Origin of the sequence: Curtobacterium sp. MCBA15_005 (assembly GCF_001864855.1) — a bacterium.
Lineage (GTDB): Bacteria > Actinomycetota > Actinomycetes > Actinomycetales > Microbacteriaceae > Curtobacterium > Curtobacterium flaccumfaciens.
Genome location: NZ_MJGL01000078.1, coordinates 1 through 16,113 on the forward strand (window position 1 = coordinate 1; position 16,113 = coordinate 16,113).

Annotated in this window: 16 protein-coding genes; 11 read left to right on the forward strand and 5 right to left on the reverse strand. The window is 70.5% G+C overall.

Annotated elements, in window-relative coordinates:
- The first annotated feature begins 139 nt into the window (after positions 1–139).
- On the forward strand, positions 140–2,563 hold the full coding sequence (locus tag BIU89_RS15880; protein WP_071248186.1) for an excinuclease ABC subunit UvrA: 2,424 nt from the start codon (positions 140–142) through the stop codon (positions 2,561–2,563).
- A 54-nt stretch (positions 2,564–2,617) separates the two neighbouring features.
- On the opposite strand, the gene BIU89_RS18705 is transcribed toward BIU89_RS15880, so the two are convergent.
- From BIU89_RS18705 to BIU89_RS15890, 3 genes are all read right to left on the reverse strand, one after another.
- The gene (locus BIU89_RS18705) at positions 2,618–2,773 is read right to left on the reverse strand and encodes a hypothetical protein (protein WP_155896774.1); all 156 of its coding nucleotides are present in this window, start codon (positions 2,771–2,773) and stop codon (positions 2,618–2,620) included.
- Between the two features lie 240 nt (positions 2,774–3,013).
- Positions 3,014–3,721 (reverse strand): 5'-methylthioadenosine/S-adenosylhomocysteine nucleosidase, encoded by a 708-nt coding sequence (gene mtnN / locus BIU89_RS15885; protein ID WP_083404427.1) that lies wholly within the window; start codon positions 3,719–3,721, stop codon positions 3,014–3,016.
- A gap of 57 nt (positions 3,722–3,778) precedes the next feature.
- On the reverse strand, positions 3,779–4,765 hold the full coding sequence (locus BIU89_RS15890; protein WP_071248188.1) for a serine hydrolase domain-containing protein: 987 nt from the start codon (positions 4,763–4,765) through the stop codon (positions 3,779–3,781).
- Positions 4,766–4,830: 65 nt separating this feature from the next.
- Here BIU89_RS15890 and BIU89_RS15895 point away from each other — a divergent pair, with 65 nt between their 5' ends.
- From BIU89_RS15895 to BIU89_RS15910, 4 genes are all read left to right on the forward strand, one after another.
- The gene (locus tag BIU89_RS15895; protein WP_071248191.1) at positions 4,831–5,163 is read left to right on the forward strand and encodes a hypothetical protein; all 333 of its coding nucleotides are present in this window, start codon (positions 4,831–4,833) and stop codon (positions 5,161–5,163) included.
- A gap of 107 nt (positions 5,164–5,270) precedes the next feature.
- Positions 5,271–6,398: an NAD(P)/FAD-dependent oxidoreductase gene (locus BIU89_RS15900; RefSeq protein ID WP_071248193.1), complete on the forward strand. Its 1,128-nt coding sequence runs from the start codon at positions 5,271–5,273 to the stop codon at positions 6,396–6,398.
- Positions 6,398–7,420: an arsenic resistance protein gene (locus BIU89_RS15905; RefSeq protein WP_071248482.1), complete on the forward strand. Its 1,023-nt coding sequence runs from the start codon at positions 6,398–6,400 to the stop codon at positions 7,418–7,420. The genes BIU89_RS15900 and BIU89_RS15905 overlap by 1 nt, the downstream gene beginning before the upstream one ends.
- The gene (locus tag BIU89_RS15910; RefSeq protein WP_139179285.1) at positions 7,417–7,608 is read left to right on the forward strand and encodes a hypothetical protein; all 192 of its coding nucleotides are present in this window, start codon (positions 7,417–7,419) and stop codon (positions 7,606–7,608) included. The genes BIU89_RS15905 and BIU89_RS15910 overlap by 4 nt, the downstream gene beginning before the upstream one ends.
- A 120-nt stretch (positions 7,609–7,728) precedes the next feature.
- On the opposite strand, the gene BIU89_RS15915 is transcribed toward BIU89_RS15910, so the two are convergent.
- Positions 7,729–8,331 (reverse strand): TetR/AcrR family transcriptional regulator, encoded by a 603-nt coding sequence (locus tag BIU89_RS15915; RefSeq protein ID WP_071248198.1) that lies wholly within the window; start codon positions 8,329–8,331, stop codon positions 7,729–7,731.
- Positions 8,332–8,485: 154 nt separating this feature from the next.
- On the opposite strand from BIU89_RS15915, the gene BIU89_RS15920 reads away from it, so the two are divergent.
- From BIU89_RS15920 to BIU89_RS19115, 6 genes are all read left to right on the forward strand, one after another.
- Positions 8,486–9,436: an alpha/beta hydrolase family protein gene (locus BIU89_RS15920; protein ID WP_083404429.1), complete on the forward strand. Its 951-nt coding sequence runs from the start codon at positions 8,486–8,488 to the stop codon at positions 9,434–9,436.
- The gene (locus tag BIU89_RS15925; protein ID WP_071248204.1) at positions 9,433–10,410 is read left to right on the forward strand and encodes an SDR family NAD(P)-dependent oxidoreductase; all 978 of its coding nucleotides are present in this window, start codon (positions 9,433–9,435) and stop codon (positions 10,408–10,410) included. Before BIU89_RS15920 ends, BIU89_RS15925 begins: the two co-directional genes overlap by 4 nt.
- A gap of 61 nt (positions 10,411–10,471) precedes the next feature.
- Complete coding sequence (locus tag BIU89_RS15930) at positions 10,472–10,927, forward strand: GNAT family N-acetyltransferase (RefSeq protein WP_111100045.1); 456 nt, start codon at positions 10,472–10,474, stop codon at positions 10,925–10,927.
- 30 nt (positions 10,928–10,957) lie between these two features.
- Positions 10,958–12,424 (forward strand): SDR family oxidoreductase, encoded by a 1,467-nt coding sequence (locus BIU89_RS15935; RefSeq protein WP_017886157.1) that lies wholly within the window; start codon positions 10,958–10,960, stop codon positions 12,422–12,424.
- Between the two features lie 366 nt (positions 12,425–12,790).
- Positions 12,791–13,651 carry a hypothetical protein gene (locus BIU89_RS15940; protein ID WP_071248207.1) on the forward strand — a complete coding sequence of 287 codons (861 nt, stop codon included), beginning with the start codon at positions 12,791–12,793 and terminating at the stop codon, positions 13,649–13,651.
- Positions 13,652–13,842: 191 nt separating this feature from the next.
- A complete protein-coding gene (locus BIU89_RS19115) occupies positions 13,843–14,307 on the forward strand; it encodes a GIY-YIG nuclease family protein (RefSeq protein WP_368073341.1) in 465 nt (154 codons plus the stop codon).
- Positions 14,308–14,502: 195 nt separating this feature from the next.
- On the opposite strand, the gene BIU89_RS15945 is transcribed toward BIU89_RS19115, so the two are convergent.
- On the reverse strand, positions 14,503–15,648 hold the full coding sequence (locus tag BIU89_RS15945) for a hypothetical protein (protein ID WP_071248210.1): 1,146 nt from the start codon (positions 15,646–15,648) through the stop codon (positions 14,503–14,505).
- Positions 15,649–16,113 lie beyond the last annotated feature (465 nt).

A 16,113-nucleotide genomic window follows, 5' to 3' on the forward strand; every position in this document is an offset into this window, starting at 1 on the left:
CGCCCAGATCAAGTAACACCTGCCGCAACACCGCTCGACACGAAGAGTCGCTCCGCCGATCAGGGCGGAGCGGCTCTTCGTCGTTCGCGGTTCCGCACCGGTACTGCTTCTCCCAGTGGCCGAGCCTACGATCGAGCGAATGCCCGCTCCTCGCTCGACCCCCACCGACGACCGACCCGGGCCGGACGACTTCATCCGCGTCCGAGGCGCCCGCGAGAACAACCTGCGCGACGTCGACGTGGACATCCCCCGCGACCGGATCGTCGCGTTCACCGGCGTCTCCGGTTCCGGCAAGTCCTCGCTCGCCTTCGGCACCGTCTTCGCCGAGGCCCAGCGCCGGTTCCTCGAGTCCGTCGCCCCGTACGCGCGGCGGCTGATCGCGCAGGGGTCCACCCCGCACGTCGACTCGATCACCGGACTGCCGCCCGCCGTCGCCCTGCAGCAGCGCCGCGGTGCCCCGAGCTCCCGCTCCACCGTCGGCACCATGACCACGCTGTCGAACTCGATGCGCATGCTCTACTCGCGTGCCGGCACCTACCCGTCCGGCGCCGACCGGCTCGAGTCGGACTCCTTCTCGCCGAACACCGTCGCCGGCGCCTGCCCCCGGTGCCACGGCATCGGGACCGCGCACGAGGTCACCGAGGCATCGGCCGTGCACGATCCGTCGCTGAGCATCCGCGACGGCGCGATCACCGCCTGGCCCGGTGCGTGGCAGGGCAAGAACCTGCGCGACGTCACCGCCGTGCTCGGCTACGACATCGACCGCCCGTGGCGCGAGCTGTCGCGCAAGGACCGCGACTGGCTGCTCTTCACCGAGGAACAGCCCGTCGTGCAGGTGCAGCCGAAGCGCGACCGTGTGGCCAAGCCCTACAAGGGCCGGTTCTGGAGCGCCCGCCAGTTCGTGCTGCACACCCTCGCCGACTCGCAGAGCGAAACCCAGCGCAAGAAGGTGCTGCAGTTCGTCGAGTCCGGCCCGTGCGGGCTGTGCGGCGGAACCGGCCTGACCCGAGCCGCCCTCGCCGTCACGATCGGCGGCCACTCGATCGCCGAGCTGAACGCCCTGCCGTTGACCGGCCTGGCCGACGTCCTGCGCCCGATCGCGGCGATCACGGACGCGGCAGCGGCGACGTCGCGAGCATCGTCCGGCGAGCACACCGAGGTCGCCGTGGCGATCTCCCGCGACCTGCTCACCCGCGTCGAGGTCCTGGTCGGCCTGGGTCTCGGCTACCTCGCGCTCGACCGCGCCACCCCGACGCTCTCCCCCGGTGAGAGTCAGCGGCTGCGGATCGCGACGCAGCTGCGCTCCGGTCTGTTCGGTGTCGTCTACGTGCTCGACGAACCGAGCGCCGGGCTGCACCCCGCCGATGCGGAGTCTCTCGTCGACGTCCTCGACGACCTGCGCGCCGGCGGCAACAGCGTCTTCGTCGTCGAGCACGACATGAGCATCGTGCGGCGAGCCGACTGGATCGTCGATGTCGGCCCCCGCGCGGGCACCGGCGGCGGCACCGTCCTGTACAGCGGCCCGGTCGTCGGCCTGGCCGAGGTCGAGGCATCGGTCACCCGGCGCTTCCTGGAGCCCCGGCAGCCGACCGCCGACCGTGCCGTCCGGACCCCGATCGGCACCCTCGAACTCCGCGACCTCACCCTGCACAACCTGCGGGGGCTCGACGTCGACCTGCCGCTCGGTGTGCTCACCGCGGTCACCGGGGTCAGCGGCTCCGGCAAGTCGTCGCTCGTCGGCGGCGTGCTGCCCGGCGTCGCGACGTCGCACCCGCTCATCGACCGCGTCGTGCAGGTCGACCAGAAGCCGATCGGCCGGACGCCCCGCTCGAACCTCGCCACCTACACCGGCCTGTTCGACGCGGTCCGGGCCGCCTTCGCCCAGACCGACGAGGCGAAGGCCCGGGGCTGGACCGCCGGACGGTTCTCGTTCAACGTCGCCGGCGGCCGGTGCGAGGTCTGCCAGGGCGAGGGGTCGGTGTCCGTCGAACTCCTCTTCCTGCCGGGCAGCTGGGCACCGTGCCCCGAGTGCCACGGCTCCCGATACACCGCCGAGACGCTCGAGGTCCGGTGGAACGGGGCGTCCATCGCCGACGTCCTCGGCATGACCGTCGACGAAGCGGCGCCGTTCCTGGCGTCCCTGCCCGCAGCCGGGCGCGGACTCGAGACCCTCCGCGAGGTCGGCCTCGGCTACCTGCGGCTCGGCCAGCCCGCTCCGGAGCTGTCCGGCGGCGAGGCGCAGCGCATCAAGCTCGCCACGGAACTCCAGCGCGCGCGGACCGGCCACACCCTGTACCTGCTCGACGAGCCCACCACCGGCCTGCACCCCGCCGACGTCGAGCTGCTCACCGCCCAGCTCGCCCGCCTGACCGACGCGGGCAACACGGTCGTCGTGGTGGAGCACGCCATGGACGTCGTCGCGAGCGCCGACCACGTCATCGACATGGGCCCGTCGGGCGGCGACGACGGCGGCCGGGTCGTCGCCTCCGGCACGCCCGCCGAGGTCGCCGCGTCGACCACCAGCCGGACCGCGCCCTACCTGCGGGACCAGCTCGGTCGCTGACGCAGAAGTGCCCGCCAGGATCGCTCCTGGCGGGCACTCCATGGCTGCCGCTGGTTACCGCTGGACCGCTTCGGGGGCGTCGTCGCGGAAGAAGTCGCTGCCACTGTGCGTGTAGCCGACCTCACCCGTCCGACGCCACTGCTTGCGGACGCGCTTGAAGGTGGTGATGCGTGCAGGTTCGACGTTCTCGTCGCTCGTGTAGGCGCTCATGGCTGATCTCCCTGTGTGATTGGCCGTGGTTCCTTGGCCCCCCGAAATGGAGGCTAACGAGGGCCTCCGAGCCGAGTTCGCAATCCGTCCCGGAACGTCCGTGGAACGCAATTCCGGCCATCTGATGGCCGCGGAACGCATGCACGGACGCGACCAGGCGGGACGGACTGGAGGCCCGGATCACCGCCGGCAGACCGGCGGCGGCGAGTCACGCCTCCAGGCCGGTGCACCGGTGCGGACTCAGGAACGCAGGCCGAGCACCAGGTCGTGGACCACGCGCGCTGCGCGTGCCGCGGCGTCGTCCAGGTGCTCGCGGAACTCGGCTCCGTCCGGCGCGCAGAGGTCGCTGATGCACCGGACCGAGACGAACGGCATGTCGTGCACGTGGGCGAACTGCGCGATCGCGGCCGACTCCATGTCGACCGCGGCCACGTCAGGGAACGCGACCCGGAGTGCGCGGGCACGACCCTCGGTCACGAAGACCTCGCTCGAGCCGATCGTCGCCGATCGCAGCGGCCACGCGATGTCGGCGCCCATCGCCAGCTCGACGAGCCGGGCGTCCGGCGCGTAGCCGGTCGGCATGCCGGGGACCTGACCCAGGGCGTAGCCGAACGCGGTGGCGTCGGCGTTGAGGTTGACGTACCGGTCGCCGACCACGACGTCACCGATGGCGACACCGTGCATGAGCCCGCCGGCGGTCCCGACGCTGATCACCGGGATGCCCGGGCCGAAGTCGTGGAAGCCGTGGGCGACCGCGGCCGTGGCGTTCGTGAAGCCGATGCCGCTGCGGCGCACGACGACCGTGGCGCCGCCGATGTCGAGCAGCTGGTGCGGGTCGTGGCCACCGACGGGGCCGTCGAGGACGGGGACGCCGCCGAAGAGGTCGGCGAAGGCCGAGACCTCTTCGCTCATGGCCGCGATGATGATCGCGACGGGTTGCTGCTGCACTGATCGATCCTCCCACGCCGGGCGCGCGCGGACGTGCAGGTCGGGTCGTCGCGGTCGCTACCGGCGGGGGTCCTGGCGGGGGTCCTGCCGGGCCAGCTCGTCGGCGACGAAGGCGGCGAGCGCGTCGGCGCCGAAGTGGTCGTCGGCGGTGATGGTGACGACGGTGCCGGTGCCGGTGCCGGTGTCGCTGTCGGTGTCGGTGTCGGTGTCACCCTCGGTCTGGTCGAACAGGAGCATCTGCCCGTACGCACCGTGCAGGCGCCAGAGCCGGCCGGGACCACCCCACCCCGCCAGCGCGTACCGCTCGTACCCGGGGCCGGTGTCCTCGCGCTCCACCCAGTCGGTGTGCATCGCGTCGCACCACCGCGCGCTGACGATCCGCTGTCCGTCGACGACCCCGCGTTCGCGGATCAGGTGCCCGACGCGGGCGAGTTCCTCGGTGCTGAGCGACAGCCCCTCGCCCGCGGCGACGAACCCGTTCGGGCAGCGCTGCCACTCGACGTCCCGGAGGCCGAGCGGCGCGAACAGCCGCTCCGCGACGAACGCGCCGACGTCGCCGACCCGGGTCTCGAGCACGCGCATCGCGGTGTAGGTGCTGGCGTTCGCGTACTGGAACACCCGGCCGCGGGACGGGCGCCGCAGGAACTCGGCCGCCAGGTCCGGCCAGTCCGTCATCTCGGTCGCCGACCAGGGCATGTCGATCCCGCTGGTCATGGTGAGCAGGTGGCGGAGGGTGACCCGGTCGACGCCGTCGCCGAGGACGAGGCCGGTCTCCGCCCCGAGGCCGGTGCCGACCAGGTACGTCGCGATCGGTTCGTCGAGGTCGACCAGGCCGTCGTCGGCGGCGATGCCGGCGGCCAGGACGCAGACTCCCTTGGCGGCGGAGTGGACCTCGCGCCGGACGTCGGGAGTCCAGTGGCGCTCGGCGACGTCATCGGTGCCCGGCGCCGAAGTCCGCGTGCGCACGTGGATGCCGTGTGCGGCGAACCCCGTCGCGTCGATGTGCCGGACGACGGCGTCGAGGATGGTCGCGGCGGTGTGCACACCCCATCTTCTCGTGGCCGGGCGGCTGCGGGCACGGGCAGGGGCCGCCGCGTACCGTCCGGCTCGTGTCCGACGAACAGCCCCGCCGCCCCGATCCCACCCGCGTCGGCGACCAGCCCGCACTCCGGACGGCGTCGGGCTCGAACTGGCTCGTGTGGGGAGCCGTCACGGCCGTCATCGTCGCCGCGGTGATGGTCCTCATGGCGATCCGAGCGCCGGCGATCGGCTGGCCGGCGCTGGTGCTCGTCGTCGCGTTGTTCGTGGCGATGGTCGTGGTGCGGACGGCCGTCCGGCCGCAGCGGGCCCGACTCGTCACCCTGGCCGTGCTCGACCTCGCCATCGTGGTCGTCGGGTTGGTGGCGACCCTGGCGGTCCTGTACTCGACCCCGGTGGGCTGATGCTGCGGTAGCTTGCTGATAATGCTTCTCACTAAGATGGGGCTCAGCGACCACACGACAGTGGCCGTTCCATCGACGCAGCCGCAGCTGCTGGGAAGACCGACCCCATGCCAGCACCACACCCCACCGAGACCCTCGACGCCCTCGTGGTCGGAGCCGGACCGGCCGGCGTCGGCACCGGCTTGGCACTCCACGCCGTCGACGGCCTGCTGTTCGGCGTCGTCGAACGCGGCGTCGTCGGGGACACGTTCCGGCGGTGGCCCGAGCACCAGCGGTTCCTGACGCCGTCCTTCACCGGGAACGGGTTCGGGGCCACCGACCTCAACGCGGTCCACCCGCGCACCTCACCCGCCTACAGCCTGGGGACCGACTACCCCTCGGGGCCGGAGTACGCCCGGTACCTGCGCGGCGTCGTCGCGGCCTTCCACCTGCCGACCCTGCTCGACACCGAGGTCGAGCGCATCGAGCCGGACGACGACGGCTTCCGCGTGACCACGAGCCGCGGCCCCGTCATCACCCGCAACGTGGTCTGGGCCGGCGGCGAGTTCTCCGACCCGGTCCTGCCCCGCTGCGCGGGCACCTCGCTCGGGGTGCACGCGTCCGCCGAGGCAGCCTGGGTGGCGCGGTCCGGGCACGTGGTGGTCGTGGGTGGCTTCGAGTCCGGCATCGACCTGGCGTGCCACCACGTCGAGCAGGGGGCGACGGTGACGGTCGTCGACCCGTCCCACCCCTGGGACGCCGGCAGCGGGTCCGACCCGTCGTTCCGCCTCGCCCCGCGGACCCGTCAACGGCTCGCGGCCGCGCGGGCCAGTGGACGCCTCACCCTGGTCGACGACGGCCAGGTCACCGGCATCAAACGGTCCGGAGAGGGGTTCACCGTCGGCGTCGCCGGACGGACCGCCTTGGTGTCGGACGCGCTACCGATCCTCGCCACCGGGTACGGCCCGGGGCTCGGGCCGGCCGCGAGCCTGTTCGACACCCGCGCGGACGGCTGGCCGCTGCTCACCGAGGACGACGAGTCGACCACCACGCCCGGGCTGTTCCTGGCAGGCACGGCGCTCCGGCACGGTGGGCTGCAGTTCTGCTTCGTGTACAAGTTCCGGCAGCGGTTCGCCCACGTCGCCCGCGTCATCGGCGAACGAGCCGGGCGCGACTGCGGCGCCCTGCAGGAGTGGGACGACGCCGGGATGCTCACCGACGACCTGAGCTGCTGCGGTGTCGAATGCGCGTGCTGATGCCGGCACAGCGGCCCGCCCACCCCGCCGGTGCACGGCTCTGGGCCACCCCCGCGATCGTCGGCGGCGCCATCCTGGTCGGGTCGGTGATCGGCGGGGCCTCCCCCGCGAGCGGCGACGCGATGGGCTCCGTGGTGGACCCGTTGGTGATCACCCTGGTCGTCGCCCTGTTCGCCGACGTCCCGCTGCGCCGCCTCCCACGGACGACGGGCGCGTGGAAGGTCATCGGCATCGCCTGGAGCATGAACTTCCTGCTCGCCCCGCTCGTCGCGTTCCTGCTCACCCGCGTGGCCCTGCCCGGGCACCCCGCCGTCCAACTCGGCGTGATGCTGTACTTCCTGGCACCCTGCACCGACTGGTTCCTGGCGTTCACCCGCCTGAGCGACGGGGACACCGCTGTCGGGGCGACCCTGCTGCCGATCAACATGGTCACCCAGCTGCTGCTGTTCCCGGTGTGGATCACGGTCCTGGGCGGCAACGCCGGCGTCGATGCCGTGGGGACCGTCGGCACCCTGCTGCAGTGGTTCGTCCTGCCCGCCGCGATCGCCGTGGTGACCCGCCTCGGGATCTCACTGCTGCCGGACGGCGCTCGAGCCCGCGCCGCCGCCCTGCCCGGCCGCGCGGTTCCCTGGATCGTGGGCGCGATGGTCGCCGGGCTCTTCGCCTCGCACATCGCGCTGCTGCTGGCGAACCTGCCGGTGTTCGTCGCCGTGCTGGGGTGCGCGGTGGTCTTCTTCGCCGTCGTGTTCATCGCAGCCGAGTGGGCGTCACGCCTCGCCGCCCTGTCGTACCCGCGGTCGGCGCTGCTCGCGATGACGACGGCGGCCCGCAACGCGCCCCTGATGATCGGGCTGACGAGTGCCGCACTCCCCCACCAGCCGCTGGTCACCACGGCGATCGTCGTCGGCATGCTCGTCGAGTTCCCGCACCTGCTCGCGGTCCGCCACCTGCTGCTGCGTCGACGACGTGGTCAGCACGCCGAGCGACGCCTGCGCGGCATCGCAGCGTGGGGGCACCCGTGACGCATCGGGTCCGACTCGTCGTCGTGCCCACCGAGCGGCGGGTGATCGAGACCGAGCACAACGACCGGCGGACGGCGCTCCTGCTCGCGCTCGGCCAGGTGCCGCTCGGGTACACGGTCACCGACGTCGACGTACTGCCGGAACACGAGGACACAGCGGGCTGCCCCGCGGAGCCGGACGCGGTCTGAGCGGGGCGCTCCGACGGCGCTGGTGCGGCCCGAGACGGTCGCGACGCCAGACGGGAGGCCCGTGACAGCCCGCACCGCGCCTCCAGTCCGGTGCCGGTCGCGACCAGTGCACGTGACCGGCTACGCGCTGTCGGTCACCGTCGGCTGCGCCTGCCGCAGCCCGGTGACCAGGAGGGTCACGATCGTCCGGACGTCGTAGTCGGGGTCCTGGGGACTCCACGCCACCAGGTCGCCGACGGCCCGGAGCAGCTGGTACGGCGGGGTCGGTGCGGCCACCTCGCCGGACGCCCGCGCGGCGTCGAGCAGCCGGCCGAGCACGGGCACGAGCTCGTCGACGAACAGCGTGTGCAGCGCCGTGAAGCCGTCGGCGTCGCCCTCCCAGACACGCGCCAGGCCGTGCTTGGTGCCGAGGAAGTCGACGAACTGGTGCACCCAGCGCAGCAGGGCGTCGAACGGCGTCGGCTCGGAGTCGAGCAGCGACGGCCCGGCGTCGACCAGGGCCTCGATCTGGTGCCGGTAGACAGCGACGACCAGGTCCGAACGGGTCGGGAAGTGCCGGTAGAGCGTGCCCACCCCGACACCGGCGGCGGTGGCGACCTCGCGGACCGGTGCGCCGACGCCCGAGGCCGTGAAGACCGCGGCAGCGGCGTCGAGGATCGTGCGCTCATTGCGCTCGACGTCGCGACGGCGACGCGGCACGGGGTCGGTCGACGGGGTGCTCATGCGTCGATCATCGCACGACACCGACGCGATGCGGAACAATGCTCCGCTTCCTCTTGCAATCCGGATCGCTGTTCCGTATCGTGCCGGAACGTCGCTCCGTTTCGGACGACGATCGCTCCGACCACGGGCGACACCGCATCCCGGAAAGGCCCACATGGCACCCACAGCACCTCGACCGCAGGTCATCAGCGTGCGCCCCGTCACGCTTCCCGCACCCTCGCGCGGTCAGGACCTCGAGGTCCGGATCACCGCACCGACGACCGGAACGGACCTGCCCGTCATCGTCTTCGCCCACGGCTTCGGCCAGTCCATGACCGGCGGCGACCCCCTGGTCGACCACTGGACCGCGAACGGCTTCGTCGTCGTCCAACCGACCTTCCTCGACGCGAAGGCCTACGGGCTGACGCTCGAGGACCCGCGCTACCCGACCATCTGGCAGACGCGCGTCGACGACCTCGAGCGGGTGCTCGACGACCTCGACCAGATCATCGACGCGGTCCCCGGTCTGAGCGGGCGCGTCGACACCGCGCGCCTCGCCGCGGTCGGACACTCGTGGGGCGGACAGTCCGTGGGCATGCTGCTCGGGGCCCGCGTCCTGGACGCCGACGGGCGGCCGGGCGAGGACCGCACCCACCACCGCGTGCGCGCCGGGGTCCTGCTGTCCACCACCGGGATCGCGCGCGGCGACCTCGCGCCGTTCGCGCAGGAGCACTTCGCGTTCATGAGCCCCGACTTCAGCCAGCTGCACACCCCGTCACTGGTCGTCGCCGGCGACCACGACCAGTCCCAGCTCTCGACGCGAGGCCCGGACTGGTTCACCGACGTCTACCACCTGAGCCCCGGCGCGCGGCACCTGGTGACCGTCCACGGCGGCGAGCACCTGCTCGGCGGGATCCAGGACTACGAGTCGACCGCCACCACGGACGAGAGCCCCGAGCGTGTGGACCTCGTCCGCCACACCACGACGGCGTTCCTCCGGACCGAGCTCGGGCTCGACCCCGACGCGTGGTCGGCGATCGCCGACGCCGTCGGCCCTGCCGCCGCCGTCGGGGCCGGCCCTGCTGCCGCCGTCGGCCACATCGAATCGAAGGAGCACCACTCGTGATCACCGACCAGCACCCCCTGCCCAGCGGCTTCACCGCCGCGTCCACCGCCGCCGACGTCCTGGACGGCGTCGACCTGACCGGCCGGAACGTCGTCGTGACCGGCGGACACAGCCGCCTCGGCCGCGAGACCAGCCGCGCCCTCGCGGCGGCCGGCGCCGACGTCACCGTCGCCTCGCGTGACGTCGACCGGGCATCCGCAGCGGTCGCCGACATCCCGGGCATCCACGTCGAGACCCTCGACCTCACCGACCCGTCGTCGGTCGATGCCTTCGCCGCGCGCTGGTCGGCCTCCGGCCGCCCGCTGCACATGCTCGTGAACAGTGCCGCGATGCTCTTCACCCCGGACCGCCGGCTCGACGACCGCGTCAACGAACTGGCGTTCTCGACGACGCACCTCGGGCACTTCCAGCTCACGCGGGCGCTCCTCCCCGCCCTCCTGGAGGCCCGTGGTGCGCGGGTCCTGACCGTCACCTCCGGCGCGGCGCGGTTCGGGCAGATCCGGTGGGACGACCTGACGTTCGCGCACGGGTACGACCCGGTCACCGCGTACGGGCAGTCGAAGCGGGCGAACGTCCTGTTCACGGTGGAGCTCGACCGGCGGTACGCCGACCAGGGCATCCGAGCCTTCGCCGCGCACCCGGGCGTCATCATCGGACCCGGCCCGCACGACCCGGCGGTGCTCGCGTCGTACCGCGAGCAGGGACTGGTCGACGACCACGGGGTGACCGTCATCGACCCCGAGGTCGGCAAGAAGACCGTCGAGCAGGGCGCAGCGACGCTCGTGTTCGGTGCCGCGAGCCCGCTGCTCGACGGCGTCGGCGGGGTCTACCTGAAGGACAGCGACGTCGCCGTGATCGACGACCGGGTCCTGCCCCTCACAGCGGACCGCATCCCGTCCGACGCGAACTCGGCGATGCTCGACGCCGACGATGCCCGGCGCCTGTGGGAGGTCAGCGAGGGACTCCTGGTCTGATCGCCGTCGGCCGGGGGCCTCGTCTGCCCACTGTTCTCGTCGTCCTCGCTACTGTGTGACGGTGCTGACCGTGCGGATCGAGAGCCCCCGACAGGACGACGTCCTGCACCTGCTGCAGCAGGGCGACGACTACGGACTGAGCCTCTACCCGGCCGAGAACTACCACGCCCTCGACGTCGACGACCTGGACCAGCCCGACGTCACGTTCCTGGTGGCGCGCGAGGACGGCACCGCCCTCGGCACGGTGGCGCTCGTCGACGCCGGCGACGGCACCGGCGAGGTCAAGCGCATGTTCGTGAGCGACGCCGCGCGTGGGCTCGGCGTGGGGACGCGGCTGCTCGACGCCCTGCACGACCGGGCCCGCGCGGTCGGCATCGGGACCGTCCGGCTCGAGACCGGTCTGCCGCAGGCCGCGGCCATCGCGCTCTACCGGAAGGCCGGGTACGCGGACATCCCCCGGTTCGGCCCGTACGTCGACGACCCGACGAGCGTGTGCATGGAGCAGCAGCTCGTCTGATCGGTGCTCGGTCCCGACGTAGGATCGCGTGTGAGCTCCGAGCACCCCGAACCCAGCGGCATCGACCCCGACGACCTGACCGTCGCGCTCCGGGTGCTCGAGCAGCTGCCGTCGATCGACGAGACGCACCCGGACTTCATCAGGGTCCGCCAGGCCACCGCGAAGATGTTCAAGGCCGTCAAGCGCGCGCACCGTCTCGAGAAGCGCGGCGTCATCGCCGAGGCCGACCGCCGGGTGATCGCCGCCACCGCCACCGGGGCCGCCGACCGGATCGACGACGAGACCCGCGGCGTCCCGATCAGCGCCTCGACCGCATCGACCACCGCGGGCACGCTGCTGAAGTCACGGCCCTGCTACATGTGCAAGCAGCACTACACGGTCGTCGATGCGTTCTACCACCAGCTCTGCCCGGCGTGCGCTCGCATGAGCCACGCGAAGCGCGACGCCCGGACGGACCTGACCGGCAAGCGGGCGCTGCTCACGGGCGGTCGCGCGAAGATCGGCATGTACATCGCGCTCCGGCTGCTGCGCGACGGGGCGCACACCACCATCACCACGCGGTTCCCCCGCGACGCGGTGCGCCGGTTCGCGAGCCTGCCCGACTCCGCCGACTGGATGGACCGTCTGAAGGTCGTCGGCATCGACCTGCGCGACCCCGCGCAGGTGATCGGGCTCGCCGAGGACGTCGCCGCGTCCGGTCCCCTCGACATCCTGATCAACAACGCCACGCAGACCGTGCGCCGGTCGACCGGGGCCTACCAGCCACTGGTCGACGCGGAACTCGCGCCGCTGCCCGACGGACCACTGCCTGAACTCGTGACCTTCGGGCACACGAACGACCAGCACCCGCTGGCGCTCGCCCGCTCGGTGGCCGCGCACCCGATCCTCGCGGCCGCCGCAGCCCGGGCCGACGAGCTGACCGAACAGGCGATGGCGCCGGGGTCAAGCTCGCTCGAACGACTCGCCCTGGGCACCGCGATCGACGCCGGCGGCCTGGTCCCCGACCTGCACGACGAGAACTCGTGGACCCAGCAGGTGGACGAGGTCGACCCGCTCGAGATGCTCGAGGTCCAGCTGGCCAACACCACGGCGCCGTTCATCCTCATCTCGAAGCTCCGCCCCGCCATGGCCGCGAGCACGGGACGCCGCACCTACGTGGTGAACGTCAGCGCCATGGAAGGGGTGTTCGGCCGCGCCTACAAGGGGCCGGGGCACCCGCACACGAACATGGCGAAGGCCGCCGTGAACATGCTCACCCGCACGAGCGCGCAGGAGATGTTCGAGACCGACAACATCCTGATGACGAGCGTCGACACCGGCTGGATCACCGACGAACGGCCGCACCCCACGAAGGTCCGGCTCGCCGAAGAAGGCTTCCACGCGCCACTCGATCTGGTCGACGGGGCAGCCCGCGTCTACGACCCGATCGTCCGGGGCGAAGCCGGCGAGGACGTGTTCGGTGTCTTCCTGAAGGACTACGCGCCGAGTTCGTGGTGACGAGCGGCTGACCGGATCGGTTCCGTCAGTGCTTCGACGCGGCCGAGCTGTGCCGATTCACCGGTGTCTACAGCCGGAGAGCGCGACGGCTACAACCCAGTTCCTAACGAACGCAGCGCGGTGCTGGTGAGCGCTACTCGATGTGGACCGCCTTCGCGTATGTTCGCTACGTGAAGACCACCAGTCCTCTGCCGAGCGCTGCAAAGCATGTCGCAATCTAATCCGCGAGCGCGTCGAGCCGCCCGCGCCGCAGTCTCCGCGCGCAGCGCGCAGGCATCGGGCACCATCAAATGCTTCGTCCAATTCATTCGAGCTGAGGACGGACGGCCGGACTTGCGGCTCCGCGAGAAGGGTACTTCCCGACACGTGCGCGTCGCGACCGGCGACACGACGATGGCAACGATGGCTCCGCTGAGAAACCTGCTCCAAGACAGCTTTCGGCATGGGAACGGCCTGATCGAGCCCCGAAGCCGGAATGAGTTCATCCTCCTTTCCGGACGGGTCATCACACAGAACGCCGATCAGGTGGTCGTACTGTTCGATGAGGCCTTCTCCGCGACGGTGAGGATTCAGACGACCAGCGTCGCTCAACCCCCGTTGTCCCTATGGTGCTACATCGAGGAATACACCGAGGCCGGCGGCGCGCGGGGGCTGCGGCTGCGTCAGAAAGTGACTGGCCGAAAAGTTGAGATGTATGGCACATCGAAGGACCACCTCGTCACCTTTCTTGCCAGTCCCAGCTTCGTGGGCGCGCGGGATTCGATGCCGAACCTCTATGAGCGACAAGGCTACCGAGACTACGTGCTCGTCTCCGGTGGTACCGCTGTCGACTCCTACGACGTAGTCCGTTTCAACGGCGACACGGCTCTGACGTATCTGCTCGGTCCCACACCGGACACCGCCTACCGCGATGCGTTTCGCGCCGCAATCGAGGAGTCTCCCAGCACCGCGCACGCTCGAACTGCAGCAACGCACCTTGACAGCGCGTGTTATCGAGAGGCAGTCCTGTCCGCACGTCTGGCCGTAGAGATGGCGTGCGGTGGCAACGGGCAGCAGGTGAAGCGCCGTCTAACCGATGCGCCCAAACTGGTCGCCGAAGCTGGTTCGGTTCTCTTCGAAAAACGCAACACAGCCGTCCATGAGGGTGGCACGCGCGTCGAGCTGCAGGACGCTGAAGTAGCGGTGGATGCGATGCGAACGGTCCTCCGCTTCGTGAACGGCACGTAGGCGTTCGCGGACCCGCCGTTGACGACAGGCGCGCTGTTTGTTACCTGCGTCGTTACTGTCCATAGTCGTCTGAGCTCTGTTCCCTGGTTTGTAAGCTGCTTTCGTGCATTGGATGGCTACACGGGAGGCGCTGCTCAACGCTGTCCACCAGCACCCTCGGGCCGTCGAGAACGTCGCCGAACCGGGGTTGTATGCCTGGTGGGATCGAAAGGGGGCGCTGCTGTCGCTCTACCCCTCCAGGCTTCCCTCCGATCGACGTGCGTCTTCCCCTTTACGTCGACGTTGCCAAGATGAGCCTCGGGACACGTGGGGCTGGCATGCATCTCAGCACGACACGGATGTCGACATTGCGGCGCAACTTGTGCGCGCTTCTGGTCGACGAACTGGATCTGGCTCACTGCATCGACTTGAAGCCGCGCGCGAAGTTCGCGCTAGCTGAACCAGCGGAGTCTCGGGTCACGTCCTGGATCGAGGAGCACCTCGAGTTGACCTGGACCACACGGCTTCAACCAGCTGAAGTCGAAGCACAGGTCGTGGGCTCCCTCCTGCCTCCGTTCAACGATGCGTGGGCACACGGCGGGCCGTACTGGCGGCACATCGCTGCGTCGCGTGCAAGGCTGCGGACCGTAGTCGAGGAGGTAGCTTCCGGCCGATAAGAGGTGTTCGGTCTATTCGTGGGTGCCAGTGGTGGCGCGGATCCCGGATCCCAGTCGAGGCGGGCGCTCCACGGTAACCGGGGATCCGTCCCACGAACACTGGGCCGTGCGAGTAAGGGGCGCTTCGATTGGATCCTTCGATCCACACTGACCTGCCCGCCCGAACCGAATGAGTCTGACGCTGAGCCCCGCGGGCTAGCGGATCCGTCGGTCGTATGAGTGAAAGTCCGCCCCGTCTACAGCGACATGAACCTTCAACCTGCGCGATTTCAACTCCCGGAGCACCGGCGCGTGCGGGTGATGGTTGCCCTGGCCGCCCACCGGATGTGCCGCCTCGATGGTCACCCGCCGCAGGCTCGTGAGGGCGTCCCAGAGCGGTGCGCCCGAATCGAGGCGCGAGCCGTGGTGTGGAACTGAAGCAACTCCCACCCGGTCGAGCCGACTCTGCCCGAGCACCGCTCGCATCGCGTCCACATGCTGGGCCGCCACGAGTCCTGCGTCACCGGTACCGAGCCAGGACGGTGCGATAGGAACGACTTCCGGAGCGGAGCCGATTACGTCCCACCCACGCCGGTACCGGCACCAGTCGTATGGTGAAACCGGCCCCGAGTACAGACAGATCGTCGACAGATTTGGCCCCGTCCTCGCGCCGGAACCCCGGGACCCCCGCGGGGTGTTTGCATGATGAGCCTTTACTGCGGCGTTGAACTGCTTCATCAATGCACTGTCGGACATGAGCGAGAGGACGTCGGCAAGTGTGCACTCGTGGATGGGCTTGCCGAGTCTTGCGCTGACCACTGCTTCGACGTTCGTGGCCCCTTCAAGCGACGACTCGGTGATGTAGGGCTGCAGTTCCCACAGCGGCTCGTCCACGGCCGGCCGACTGGTGTTCGCCGCGCGGACTTTGAGGCCGGCACCGACAACTTCGTCCACGAGGCTCACCTCGACCAGCCTCACGGCGCCGTCCGCATCCGCGTTCTGGTCCGCGTCCGGGTCCGGGTCCGGGTCCGGTCCTAGTGAGTCGTCCGGGGGCTCGTTCGTCGGGATTGCGTCTGTTGACGGAGGCAGCGACAGAACCTCTGCGCCCGGGAACAAGGTCTCAAGCGCATCCAAGGGGTCAGCCAGAAAGTCTGCGACGCCTGCGCGTTGCCCGGGCGCCGACTGAAGCGCGACGACGAGCGCCTCGATCCCGGTGAGTACCGGCGCCCAGATCCTCCCGACGGTGATCTGACGCCGTTGGAGCTCGGTTGATAGCAGAGCGAGACCGTTGATGTGGTCCTGGTCGAAGTGCGACACGACGAGGAGGTCGATCACGGAGGCGTCGGGCACCTCGAGGAGCATGCGGCTCACCGCGGCCGCGAGCGCCGGGCGCGCCGTCCTGGTCCGTCCGGATCCGCAATCGTAAACGACCCGAAGGTGCAAGGGTGCTCCGACATTCCTGGTCGGCTCGCGATCACGCGTCTGAAAGACGAGTGACTGCGAATGGAAGCCGCCGTGTCCAACTCCCCACTGACTCAACTCGAAATTATATGACCCACTCCACACAGCATTTTCCTCTCCGATCGCAGAAGACACTGTCGGCCGCGAGAACGGATTCGTCAGTTTGCCGGTCTCGCCGGCATGCGTGCCACGCTTCGCGGTCGCCGGCGGCGGGGCGGTGGCTACGCGAACCGGGTGCCCGGCCGGCTCGGCGCGTCACCATGCCCACGGAGATAATCTGTGATGCTCCGTGGCCGCACAGTGCCTGCGATCGCGCGTCGATGGGCGGCTCTTGCCCGAGCTTGGCAACGGGCGGGAGGCACACAC

What these genes read in the sequence shown, in the direction of transcription:
- BIU89_RS15915 (WP_071248198.1), bottom strand. Translation starts at nt 8,331, where the DNA reads ATGAGCACCCCGTCGACCGACCCCGTGCCGCGTCGCCGTCGCGACGTC.
- BIU89_RS15900 (WP_071248193.1), top strand. Translation starts at nt 5,271, where the DNA reads ATGCCAGCACCACACCCCACCGAGACCCTCGACGCCCTCGTGGTCGGA.
- BIU89_RS19115 (WP_368073341.1), top strand. Translation starts at nt 13,843, where the DNA reads ATGCCTGGTGGGATCGAAAGGGGGCGCTGCTGTCGCTCTACCCCTCCA.
- BIU89_RS15905 (WP_071248482.1), top strand. Translation starts at nt 6,398, where the DNA reads ATGCCGGCACAGCGGCCCGCCCACCCCGCCGGTGCACGGCTCTGGGCC.
- BIU89_RS15945 (WP_071248210.1), bottom strand. Translation starts at nt 15,648, where the DNA reads ATGCTCCTCGAGGTGCCCGACGCCTCCGTGATCGACCTCCTCGTCGTG.
- BIU89_RS15880 (WP_071248186.1), top strand. Translation starts at nt 140, where the DNA reads ATGCCCGCTCCTCGCTCGACCCCCACCGACGACCGACCCGGGCCGGAC.
- BIU89_RS15920 (WP_083404429.1), top strand. Translation starts at nt 8,486, where the DNA reads ATGGCACCCACAGCACCTCGACCGCAGGTCATCAGCGTGCGCCCCGTC.
- BIU89_RS18705 (WP_155896774.1), bottom strand. Translation starts at nt 2,773, where the DNA reads ATGAGCGCCTACACGAGCGACGAGAACGTCGAACCTGCACGCATCACC.